A 12,667-nucleotide genomic window follows, 5' to 3' on the forward strand; every position below is an offset into this window, starting at 1 on the left:
GCAGCATTATTTCATTCTGGACAAAATACTTTCTAAGTGATAAATTATTTTTTCTCTTTTGAAAGCCTCCAATCTATCTTTCTGTTTCTTGACAATAATTGATCGCAATCTTTCATCCTCTACCAATATATTTACCATCTCAGCAATTTCACAGTAATTCTTTTCATTAACCAGAATTCCTGTATTCTCAAGAGTGAAGGGGATAGCTGTAGATTTGTACGCTATAATTGGAACTTCAAAGTACATGCTTTCCAGTATAGGAACACAAAAACCTTCATGTTCACTCATACAGATAAAAACATCAGCTAATTTATAGTAAGAGATCAGGTCGTTAAATTCGATCGTACCTAATAAATGAACATCTTTCAGATTTAAGTCCTGGATCATCTTTTTCAAATAGTCTGAATAAATTTCACAGCCTTCATAGCTGCCGGCCAGGAAAAGCCTTGATTTTTGGTTAATACGTTTATAATAATAAAATATTTTTATTATATCTTCCTGTCTTTTATGCGGGGTTACTCTTCCCACAAATAAGAGATTCACAAAATCATCATTATATTTCGACAGCAATTTTTCGTTTGGATTTTTGTAATCATTAAAGTCCACTATTATAGGCAAAACATCGGTATTTTTAAATCCCATTTCTTGAAGTTCCAGTCTGTTGAACTCGGAAACTCCAACAGCAAGGTCTATGTGGTCAACAAGTAACCTGAGTTCCTTTTTTCCATTTTCCAGTAAGTTTACAAGAGTCTCGTTGACACCAATAAAATATTCAGGGGGGGTGATATTATGGTAAATCATTATTTTTTTGTCTGGAAGTTTTGCAACAAACTCCGAAACTTCGGAACCGATGGAAAAGTGAAAGATTAATATGTTTTCTTTTGAAGAAACCTTCTTATATTCGGTATATTTTTTTGCGTTAATTTCGGGATGTATATTTTGAGCGTAGATTTCGGATTTGTATCCCCATTCATTCAAAACGCTTTTAATTTCCCGGACTTCATTGCCTATGGCATCTCCTGGAGAAATTGTTGGTAAGATCTGGTGAATCTCCATCTTCAAAGGCTCCCTAAAAATTCAATATATTTTTCTACAATTTTATCCCAGCTAAAATTTTCAATAACATAAGACATTCCGTTCTCAGCCATAATTTTTCTGGCGGCAGGGTGTTCTATATAGAAATCGAGGCATCCTTCAAATTCATAGTAGTCATTAAAATAAAGTCCACCATTACATTTGATACAGTGGTCTTTAGTTACTGGGCAATCTCCATGTACCAGTACCGGAGATTTACATAACCATGACTCCATTATTACAATAGAAAAACTTTCATTCAATGAAGGTTGACACAAAAAAGTAGCTGCTGAATATGCATCATACTTATCCTGAAGTGGTACAAAGCCCAGATCGATAATATCATTTCTATTTTCAGAGGGTATTTCTATTGTTCCACTACCAATAAGAACGAGCTTTAATTCATTATTTCTATGCTTTTTATATCTGGCAAAAAAATCAATTAGAAGAGGGACATTTTTCCCGGCTTCCTTCCTGCCTGCATAAAGAATGAAGTCGTTTTTTATACCATATTTTTCCCTGAATCGATCTGGATTATACACAAAATCCATATCAATTCCCTCTCCTAAAACAGTCTGCCTGTTATTTAGATTATAAAGCTGATTTGCTAATATTTTTTCAGGAAACGCATGAAAAATAACGCCTTTGACATTTTCAAACATAGTCTTATAAATATTCAGGTAAGCATAGCTTTCGTCATGAAGGCATGGAATTAGAACTGATTTTTCAGGGTATATACAAGATCCATAGTAAGTCGTACCGAACATATATGGAATAAATAAAAAGTAATCATAATCTACACCATGTTCAGCAATATAAGAATAGAGACCGGGACTGTTAACCATTTCCCGCATAAACGTCTTCTCTTCTTCGGGAGAGATCTTAAGACCATGCATAAGTTTGTAGTTTATTTTATCAAAACGGACAGTATCTCTTTTCCTGACTGAAAACCTGCGTATATTGACCCCATTTAAATTATAAATACCCTCTTCATAAAAATCAGTGTTCCAATCACTCAAGAATTCTTTGATGCAAGTAGTAAGTATTTCAACCTCAATACCATGTTTTTGCAGGTTTTCAACTGTTCTTCTGCATTCACTTTCTGCTCCACCAGGAATGTTCCCGTACCAAGGAGTTACAAATGCTAGTTTCATATTAATTTATCCCCGGGTCTCTCAAAATATCAAATTATGATAATAATCCAACATTATTTAGTCCCTCATTTTTTTCCGATGACCGCATAGTCCTGCTCTCCGTATAAAGTATTGTTTAACATATTGATGTTTTGATTAAAAGTTTCAAACAGGACTTTCTCTCTGTCTTTCAGGTCACCAAATTCTGGCAACTTCTTCAATTTCATGCTGTCCGGAACGGGAGAAATAAATTTTGTTTCAATTTCACGGAAATTAACTGCACTTAATAAAAACTTGAGTGTCTCGGGATGTACTGGTTTTATATGAGTAAAATCAATGTAAAAGTTGGTAAAAGAAAAGAATGACAGGGGATTTACAGTCTCTACTATTAAATAAAAACCATATTTAAGTTTTTTGTTACAAAGGTGTAGCATTTTGATAAGGTAATTAGGAGCCAGATGTTCAACTACCTGACTGATGAAAATCCCATCCAGGCTTTTGTCTTCCATACTTTGAAGGGCTTCTATTGCATCTTTTAACTCTACATTAAAACCTTTTGATTTGCAGAAATTAACCATATCTTCATCGACGTCTATTCCCTTTGCACCGATATCTTTCTGCCTGGCCAGTTCCAGAAATTCCCCTCTTCCACAACCGATATCCAACACATTTTTACAATCCTTGAAGTAGTCTAAAAACACTTTTTGATGTTGTTGAATATGATCCCTTGAGCCTCTGAACTGTTCTTCAAATGCATAATAATTTATTTCAGACTCATTGTTTTCAGGTTTCTGTACCTTATGATTCTGCAAGTTTTTTTTAAAACGATTCTCAAGCACACTGTTAAGCCAGCTTTTGTTATTCAGGTCCAGATCAATTGCAGAAATGAAGCTATTAACTTCAGATTTGATATTTTGGGGGGAATCTACTTTTAAATGTTCAAGCTCGGTTTTTAAATATCCGGCGTCTGTTTTCAAAGATTTAACATCAATTTTTAAACTTTTTGAGTTATCATTTAGACGTTCAAGACCAGTGTTCAAATTTTCTACATTAGTTTTTAAGTATTGGGACTCAGTTTTTAAATCTTTTACAACATCTGCAACGCCAAAATTAAACTCTTTTTGTTTTTGGAAAACTGGATCAACATATCTCCGGACCTCTCCGTGAACCATTTTTCTTCCTTCAATCAGAAATTTTCCAGTTACTGGACGATGAGAACTTATTGTATAACTTTCATTGGAGATGTCACAATAATTTATAAATTCGAGACCTTCAGGAATATCTCTTTTTATAGGGGAAACTGCAGAAAACGTTTCACTCATTATTTCCGGTTCATTTTCTGTATAAATACTCTCTTTTTTTCTCTTGTCTATGTTCTCACGGATTTTTTCCATGATCTTCTCGACATCTACCTCTTCGTCTTTAATTTCCAGTGTATCCAATTTAGATTCCTCAATGAACTTGATTATTATATGGATCCATTTCCAGAGTATGTGTTTATTGGATATGGCATGAAGTCTGTTAACCCGAGGTTACGTTTATTTCTCTCAGTTTTTTATCCTTTAAGACAACATGTTCATTTTCGGTATCTGTTTCAACAGAAAAATTATTGATTTAATCAAAAGCATTACAGTTTTTCACCGAGCAATGCTTATGACTTATTACCGTACATTTCTTGAATTTTGATTTTTGGTTTCATGTTGAAAACGCCGGAATAGATAATTGCACTATCATTAGGAATTACTTTTAAAACCTCTATATCGTGAGCCATAAGCAAATATTCTTCAAAAGCATCTTTTCCATATCCTTTATTTGCCACACCAACAGAGAATGAATAGTCTCCTGCCGAAAGCGGAAAAAAGAATTCCCAGACTAGTTCTGCAATCTGTCCCTTTTTTAGAGTAAAAGTCTTAATGCCGCTACAATATGTATTTGTTTCAAATACTGATACACCCAGATTGTTTCTAACGTGAAGGCCAAAGTGAGGATCAGATAATTCTTTTAGGGCCTTGACTTGATATATAACTTTAATTACCTGTTCACTCTCAATGTATAATGTTTCCTCGTTTTTTGAGTTCAGAATTTTAAAGGAAATAAGTTCAACTTCCCCGGTTGAAGCATTCGGATTTTTTCGACCTGTGCAATCTTTCGTATCATTCATGTCATATACTATTACTTCTGCGTCCCCCATGTGTGCTTTTTGTAAAATCATTCCATGATAATAATCAATTATATCTTTTGGGTCGCCGGAACTAATTATATGACCGTGGTCTAATAAGATTGCTGAATCACATACAATTTTCACAGCATTCATGTCATGAGATACAAAAATAATAGATCCACCATTATTTTTAAATTCCAGAATCTTTCTCATGCATTTTTGCTGAAAATACGCGTCCCCTACAGAGAGCGCTTCATCTACCAAAAAGCACTTTGGTTCTGCATGCATTGCTATTGAGAATGCAAGCCTCATAAGCATACCCGACGAGTATGTTTTAATCGGGTCATAAATAAAATCCTCAAGCTCTGTGAAATCAATAATCTCGTCTTTTTTCCTTTCAATTTCGGTTTTATCCATTCCTAGAAATGTCCCATTCATGAATATATTTTCAAGACCTGTAAGTTCTTGATCAAAACCTGTTCCCAATTCAAGTAAACCGGTGATTTTTCCGTCTACTTCGATTAATCCTTCGTCAGGAAGCATGACACCGGAAAGTACCTTTAATATCGTAGATTTGCCAGCTCCGTTTTGCCCTACTATCCCGAGGGTTTGTCCGTCCTTCACTTCAAAAGAAATATTTTCTAATGCGGTGATCTCTCGATGGTACTTTTTCCTTAAGATTTTCTCTTTTAATCTGTCAGTGGGTGTATGATACAACTTGAACTTTTTTGAAACACCTGATACTTTGATCATATTGAGTCACAACTTGTGATTTTAATTATATGAAATCTCGAATATCTTTTTCTAGTTTTTTGAAGATAATTTCTGCAAAGAATAGAATTACAAAACTTAACAAAAGCAAATATAAAATAGGTTTTAAACTCGGGATTTCTTTATATATAAATATAGTTTGATACAGGTGGATGAATGAAAACGCCGGATTATAATTCATGAGTTTTTTTACAACATCTGGGAGTACATCATAAAGATATACTATTGGGGTAAACCAAAACCAGATTTTAAGTACAATTCCTACAACTTCTTTTAAGTCCCTTACGAAAACAACAAATACTCCAATAAAAAATCCAAGGGAATAAGCGAAGATCTGCTGGATAATATATATAAATGGGACTACTAGAATTACACGGCTTATTCCATACCCACTGATTAGAAGTAAAAACAGGAATATTCCCATTGTCACAACATAAGTAATACTCTCCGAAACTGCAATATAGAGAGGAAATGAGGACAGATCAACCTTAACTTTGGATATGATATATTTCTTGTCTAAAAAAACACTAGATGTCCTTGTGACAGTATTCGAAAAAGCATTCCATGCAATTACACCAGAAGTAAGATAAAACCCATAAGCGTAGACCGAAGACGAACCAGGCAACCGCGATCCCATAAGATTCGCAAATATGACGGTAAATATAAAAATATCCACAAGTGGATAAATAAAGTTCCACAAAGCTCCTAAAGTAGATCCGGAGTACTTTTCAGTAATATCCCTTTTTGCTAATTCAAGAATTAAACCTATATTCAAATTAATATCTCCTGATTATTACTTCGCCGGGGGGAAGAATATTATATTTTTTGAGAAACAATCTGATTATCGGAAGTTATCTATCACAAAAACAATTTTCGCAGGCAATATTTTTTTTTATGCTATTTTCAAAAATAGAGATATCAAACATAGCTGCTCTTTTAAAACATTCATTTCCATAGCTTGATGGGTTTTTCGAGATATTCTTTACTGCCCTGATTATATTTTGAACATCCGCTTCCACAAACACGCCGGTTTTCCCGTCGACTACCGTTTCCTTAAACCCACCTTCATTTACAGCTACTACAGGTTTTCCACTTGCCATAGCTTCCACAGGAGTCATCCCGAAATCCTCATCCATGGCAGTACAGATAAAACCTCTACAGCGGGAATAAAGGTCAAGCAATTCCGTCTCGGAAACTTCCCCAAGAACCTTCACGTTTTCAGGTAAGTTGTCAAGAATATTTTTTGCATAACTTTTTGCGTGATCTCCTTTGGAGTACCCCCCAACAATGACAAGCTTTTCTTCGGGCATTTTCTTGAATGCTTCAATTTGAATTTCCACCCGTTTTTCAGGATAGAGCCGGTTTACTGAAAGCCAGAAGTCTCCATATTCTTTACAGGTAAATTTTGAAGTTTCGACAGGGGGGTAGATAACTTCAGCGTCCCTGTGGAAATACTTTTTGATTCTTGTGGAGGTATTTTTAGAGTTAGTTACGATTTTACACACATGGGAAAGGTAATATTCCGAAACTGGCCTGTGAAGCCTGACCCAGATCCGGAAGAAGATCGAGATCCAGATCGGTTGCCTACTGATAAATGTCTCGTAAAGGTCATAGAAAGCTCGTGTAGGAGTATGGCAGTAATACAGGTTGGGCTTATGTTTCTTTGCCGCGAAATATGCCCAGTTGCCTGAAAAAATGAAAAAATCGTATTCCTTTGAAAAATCACAGGCTGCAAAATGATATGATGCGGAAATCTGCTTCAGAGGAGGTATTTTTGGAGTTTTTCCCAGGCTGATTATGTGTATGTTGGAATACCCCATCTTTTTTACGGACTCCATATTCAAGTCAGTAGTGATAACATCGGCATTGAGGTATTTTGCGAGCATAAGGACAAGTTTCTCTCCACCGCCAATGGCTCCGAAATAATCATGAAATATAGCTATTTTCATTGATTTCTCACTTTTTTCAGGGGTTTAAACAAATACAGATAAAAAGCTAATTTAATTATAAATGTAAACATCGAGTCCCCCAGTAGTAGGAAGAGTATCGTGTCATGTTTTTATAATTTAAAGTTTCCTATCTATCCTTGAAATATCAATATAAAAGTTATCTGTGGTTTCTGATTTCCGATTAATAGTACCCAATTTCCTGCAAGATTTCAACAATTCCAGGACTTACTACGCAGTTGAACTGAAAAATCAACAGCATCAGAAGGTTAACTGTTTAAAACGTGACCTTAACCCATAGTCTTTGACATAATTGATTTTGTTCCTCAAGTGCATAAGTCCTAAATTCATTGAACTCAACGATTATAAATATATTGAAAATTGTATATCAACAGTAAAGACATACGATACTTTCCAGATGAGATGGTTCATTAGATATATATAATACTTCCCAGATGGATTCTGTTCCAAAATCTAGTGATTTTTGCATTTTTGGATTGAAAATCTGAATTCGCAAGAAGAATCCAGTTATCATCAAAACCAATATTCGATATCTAAAGACTTCAATTCTTAAGTCGTATCACAAGGATTGTGACTAATTACAAGGTCCAATGATTTTGAACTTTACATTTATCACTAGATTTTGGTACTGAGTCAAAACAACCTTAAAGTTATTATATAAATTCAACTACTATCAAAGATTAAGATATTCAAGAGTTAAATGAATTCAAGAGTTAAATGAATTTAAGAGTTAAATGAATTTAAGAGTTAAATGAATTCAAGAGCGAAATGAATTCAGGGGCGAGATGAATTCAAGAGCGAAATGAATTCAAAAGTGCGATGAATTTAAGAGTTAAAAAACTAAAAGAGATGATTACTACGAACAAAGGCATGGGATGTCCGGTGGCAAAACGGCCCGCTCATAGGTTAAAATTCAGTATTATTTCTTTGATTGCAGTTGCATTGGTTGCTTTTCTCATGCGCATGATCTCATATTCCGCCGCTACTGCAAACGGAAGCATAAATCTTATGGGATATGATAGTTTCTACCATATGCGGCGCATTTTATATACAACTTTCAATTTTCCACATCCCCTTAATTTCGATACTTATATTAATTATCCTGCGGGATTTGAAGTCGGATGGCCGCCTTTTTTTGACTTTTTAGGTGCGCTGCTTGCAAAAGTCCTTGGAGTAGGCAACCCTAGTTTGTATACCACAGAATTTGCAGGAGCCTTGCTGCCAGTGCTTCTGGGAGTCCTGACAATAATTCCACTGTATATAGCAGCTGCTGCGATATTTGACCGAAAAACCGCACTTCTTGGAGCCTTAGTTTTTGCAGTGATTCCCGCCCATGTTTACGTATCACGGTTTGGAGCAGTTGACCATCACGTAGCAGAAACCCTCCTCTCAACCTCAGCTTATGCATGCTTCATACTTGCTTTAAAATGGGCAAGAGAGGGATCTCTTTCCCTGGCCTCTCTTAAAACTATCTCTTCCGAAAAGAAACTAATTAAATCGCTAGCTTTCGCAGGAGCATCCGGATTATTCTTTGCGCTTCTGATTTACACATGGATAGGTGCCCTTGTCTTTGTAAGCTTTATTTTACTTTACGCATTCATACAGACCATAATCGACCTTAAGGCTGAGAAAAACTCCGACTATCTTCTTATATCCTCTACAGTAGCCCTTCTTGCAACGCTTATCTTTACAATTCCACTATCAGCAGGGTCCTTGCGTCCAGGCCTGGAAATGAGTGCAATGTATCTTTCCTGGTTCCAGGTATTCTATGTGTTCAGCATGCTAGCCGGAACCTTGATCCTCTGGGGCTTTTCCCTATATATCTCGAAAAAAGGTCTTGACTGGAAATACTATCCAGCTGCCTTAATACTGATCTCTGTAGCAGGTCTTCTGTCCCTCAAAATTTTATCTGCCGAATCTTATTCTTTTGTGATTGAAGGAATGAGTTTCTTCCTCGGAAAAGGTGAATACATAAGCACGATTGCCGAAGCCCTGCCAATATTTTTAACTACAGATGGAACACTTACTTTTTCGCCAATATTGGGAAGTCTTGGGCTTTGTTTCATTACCGCTCTGGGAGGATTATTCCTGCTCGGCCTTGAGTGGATAGGAGAAAAATCAAAGTCTGAAGGAGTATTTTTCCTATTATGGTCGGTCTTTTTCGCATATTTAACACTCTCTCAGAGGCGTTTCTCATATCTGTTTGCAGTAAACGTTGCAATCCTTACATCATATTTCCTCTGGGTTTTACTGGACTCCTTTGACTTTGAGACTGAAGTAAAAAAACTGGCAAAATCTGTTCCGATTCACGGAAATAATGCAATGATTACATCTAAGGCAGAAATGGAAACAAAGTCAAAAAGGGCAGAAAAAGAAACAAAGTCAAAAAAAGCAGAAAAAGAAACAAAGTCAAAAATAAAATCAAAATCGAAAATTAATAATCTATCAGGTTCAAAACAGAATTCTCAGCCGGACTATTTCAAAATTTTCTCATCCCTGGTACTTATAGGGCTTGTGTTTATACCCTGCATATTGGCAGGATTTGCCTTTGCAAAAGATCAAGGCTTGATTGATCCTGTATGGAAGGACTCTCTCACCTGGCTTGGAGCTTCGAGCCCTGAAACTTCTTACTACCTTGATCCTGCCGGGACTCCCGAATATGGGGTTTTGAGCTGGTGGGACTACGGAAACTGGATTGTTTACCAGGCTCAAAGGCCTGCAGTTTCAAATAACTTCCAGACCGGCGTAGACGATTCTGCACATTTCTTCACAACGGACTCCGAGGAAGAAGCAAAGGCAATTATAGAAAAGCTTAAAGTAAAGTATGTAATGACCGACAATCTGATGGCAGGCGGCAAATTTGGGTCTATTGTTAAGCTTGCAGGCGAGAACATAAGCAAGTATGTAAATGTTCAAACCGTCAACGTAAATGGCGGGCTTCAAACGATTGCAACTGCTAAAAAGGAATTCACAGAGACCGAAGTATACAGACTTCATCAACTTGACGGATCAAATCTCGGAAACCTGAGGCTTGCCCATGAAAGTACTGCATCTGTGGATGATAATGACACAGTTAGTGATGTAAAGATATTCGAATTTGTCCCCGGAGCCAGGCTTTCAGGTACTGCAGACCCAGGGCAAAACATTACTGCGACCCTTGAGCTAAGCTCAAATACAGGCCGAAAATTCACATATCAGAATGAAGTAATGTCGGATAAAAATGGTTCATTTGAAATAACCGTACCTTACTCGACCGATAACAATGCAGGTGGAGTTAGTGCTCTATCGACCTATTCCCTGAATGCAGGAAGAAATACAACCGTTTCAGAAATCCAGGTAACGGAAGACGATGTCCTGAAAGGAAACAAGATAGAGGTGAAAATCCCGGACTCAAAATGAGGACCTTTTGAGCCGGATTTTTAAAATGAAAACAGAAATTAAAATCTTTTAGAATATGAAAAGAGAAAAAGAAATTTTTTCATTTTCTTTTTCCTCTTCTTTTTATTGTTTTTCAAATCGGCTTTACTCAATATTTTGGGAAGACAACTTTAGTAATGGGGCTGCACCGAAAATCTTGAAGTTTTCATTCTCCAGCACTTTCAACTCCTACGGCGCTCAGGAACCTTTTCACTACGGCTTCATTAACCAGCCTGAGTAACGTCTGCCGGTCTTTTGTAGCGCTGAAAACTCCAAGGGGAATCTGGGCTCCTGCTGCGTTTGCATGTCCACCTGCATCTTCGCCGAAAGCCTGTCGCATAACTTCGCCGAGGTTAATTCTGATATCATTGCTTCGTCCGGAGATGTAGATGCGGTCTTCAGTTACTCCAAAGACTACGGTTGTAGAGATCCCTTCAAGGCTCAAGAGGTAATCTGCAGCTTGTGGAAGCGTATCCCTGTCCCTTATGTTCCCTACATTCGAGAGAAGGTAACTTCCCAGCACCTGCCGGTTTCTTATGGCTTCCCCAAGCACCTCAAGGGTTTCAGTGGCCATCGATGGCTGCTCAAGCTGGTCCAGGATTCCGTGGTTTGAAAGGGGGTAAAGGTATGAAGCGGCTGATAGATCAGCAGGGTCGGTCTTCCTCTTGAAGTCCTGGGTATCAGTCCGGATTCCATAGAGCAGGGCTGTTGCCAGAGTCTTGGAAATATTGATATTAAGCTGCTGCAGGTACTTTGTCATTATAGTAGCCGTTGCTCCGAAGTTAGGCCGGATATCTATGTACTCAGCCTTTATCTCGGTTTCTCCTGGAGGGTGATGGTCAATTACAATACCCACAAACGAGTTTGGGGGAACCATATTGTTAACTCCTGGAATGGAGCAGTCTATAAGGGCGATTTCATCGTAGCCTTTGAGGCCGTTCTCTTCCATCTTACCGAGATCGATCCCTAGCAGGTTTACAAAGGCTTTATTTTCCTGATGCCCGATTCGGCCATGGTAGAGGATGTTTGCTTCAACCCCGATACTTTTTGCAATCTCTTTCAGGGCCAGCCCGCTTGAAATGGCATCAGGGTCGGGGTTATCGTGGATTACTATAGCAAGTTTTTTGTCCCTTATTCCCTTCAGCCACCGCGCAAGCCTGTTACCTCTGTGGACCGATTCGGCTCTCTCAAGAGAACGGGAAAGGGAACTTGCAACAAGCTTGGAAGACATAAAGACATAATCTGCCCCAAGGTCTTCCATTTTTTCCTTATTGATAATATCTGAAGCTCGGGAAAATAGCTGAACATCAGGGTTAACTGCTTTTTTGAAATTCTCAATCCCCTTTCTGTTAGCCTCATTATTGGAAGTCAGGAAAAGTATAACAACAACATTTTTAAGGTCAATCTTATCGACAAGCTCAGGGTCGGAAATATCGCCTACAATCGCTTCAAAACCCTCTTCCCTGAGAGTCTCGACCTTAGCTTCGTCTTTATCTACAATAATCACGAGCTTATTGCTTTCCCTGAGCTCTTTTGCAAGCGCAAAACCGACACTTCCACTGCCCAGAACAAGGTATCTGGGTTTGACTGTACTTTTAAGATTGCTATCCGCATCTTTTGATAAGTTAAGCAAAAATAGTCCTCCCTGTTTTATATAAGTCCAGACACATGTAAAGGAAAGCAAACATTTGATCAGAATCCTGCCTATTCACATTTTACTACAGTTAGTTATAGTCACGAGGCTAAATAATGCAACTGCCCAATAGGTACAATGAAGTTTTTTGTTGCAACAATTACAGGCGTGACTATAACTGTAAGGCTAACTGTAGTTTTTTGGACTGTTTTTCTTGCTGATTAGACACTCTTATGAAACTGCATTTTAGATATCGTACTCTTTAAGAAATAATATGCTTTTTATGGGAAATTCAAAAATTCCGGTATAAATTCCGGTATATTATGTTATATTGGAATGTAACATATATACTTAATAACATCAAATAGGTTTTCCTCGGTGTAGAAATATAAGAAATAAATTCCCTCAATTGCTCTGGAGATATATAAAAATTTCTACTCCAATCTATGAGCTAGAGTATCTACTACAATTTATGAGCCAGAGAATCTACTCCAATCTATGAGCCAGAGAA

The 12,667-nt window shown here is 37.2% G+C and carries 8 protein-coding genes; 1 reads left to right on the forward strand and 7 read right to left on the reverse strand.

Going from position 1 to position 12,667, the window contains the following annotated elements:
- Window positions 1-6: 6 nt before the first annotated feature.
- The 6 genes from MSVAZ_RS16040 to MSVAZ_RS16065 all read right to left on the reverse strand — a co-directional run bounded on the left by MSVAZ_RS16040 (window position 7) and on the right by MSVAZ_RS16065 (window position 7,088).
- Window positions 7-1,056 carry a glycosyltransferase family 4 protein gene (locus tag MSVAZ_RS16040; RefSeq protein ID WP_048122590.1) on the reverse strand — a complete coding sequence of 350 codons (1,050 nt, stop codon included), beginning with the start codon at window positions 1,054-1,056 and terminating at the stop codon, window positions 7-9.
- 2 nt (window positions 1,057-1,058) lie between these two features.
- Window positions 1,059-2,228, reverse strand: coding sequence for a glycosyltransferase family 4 protein (locus tag MSVAZ_RS16045; RefSeq protein WP_048122593.1), 1,170 nt, complete (start codon window positions 2,226-2,228; stop codon window positions 1,059-1,061).
- A 65-nt stretch (window positions 2,229-2,293) separates the two neighbouring features.
- The gene (locus tag MSVAZ_RS19005) at window positions 2,294-3,649 is read right to left on the reverse strand and encodes a class I SAM-dependent methyltransferase (protein ID WP_052728011.1); all 1,356 of its coding nucleotides are present in this window, start codon (window positions 3,647-3,649) and stop codon (window positions 2,294-2,296) included.
- Between the two features lie 209 nt (window positions 3,650-3,858).
- Window positions 3,859-5,121 (reverse strand): ABC transporter ATP-binding protein, encoded by a 1,263-nt coding sequence (locus MSVAZ_RS16055; RefSeq protein WP_048122595.1) that lies wholly within the window; start codon window positions 5,119-5,121, stop codon window positions 3,859-3,861.
- A 25-nt stretch (window positions 5,122-5,146) separates the two neighbouring features.
- On the reverse strand, window positions 5,147-5,914 hold the full coding sequence (locus tag MSVAZ_RS16060; protein ID WP_048122597.1) for an ABC transporter permease: 768 nt from the start codon (window positions 5,912-5,914) through the stop codon (window positions 5,147-5,149).
- Window positions 5,915-5,990: 76 nt separating this feature from the next.
- A complete protein-coding gene (locus MSVAZ_RS16065; protein ID WP_048122599.1) occupies window positions 5,991-7,088 on the reverse strand; it encodes a glycosyltransferase in 1,098 nt (365 codons plus the stop codon).
- Between the two features lie 867 nt (window positions 7,089-7,955).
- On the opposite strand from MSVAZ_RS16065, the gene MSVAZ_RS16070 reads away from it, so the two are divergent.
- A complete protein-coding gene (locus tag MSVAZ_RS16070; protein WP_048124226.1) occupies window positions 7,956-10,505 on the forward strand; it encodes an oligosaccharyl transferase, archaeosortase A system-associated in 2,550 nt (849 codons plus the stop codon).
- A 184-nt stretch (window positions 10,506-10,689) separates the two neighbouring features.
- Here MSVAZ_RS16070 and MSVAZ_RS16075 read toward each other — a convergent pair whose 3' ends face one another.
- The gene (locus tag MSVAZ_RS16075) at window positions 10,690-12,156 is read right to left on the reverse strand and encodes a DHH family phosphoesterase (RefSeq protein ID WP_048122601.1); all 1,467 of its coding nucleotides are present in this window, start codon (window positions 12,154-12,156) and stop codon (window positions 10,690-10,692) included.
- Window positions 12,157-12,667 lie beyond the last annotated feature (511 nt).

The sequence above is a fragment of the Methanosarcina vacuolata Z-761 genome (assembly GCF_000969905.1).
Taxonomy (GTDB): domain Archaea; phylum Halobacteriota; class Methanosarcinia; order Methanosarcinales; family Methanosarcinaceae; genus Methanosarcina; species Methanosarcina vacuolata.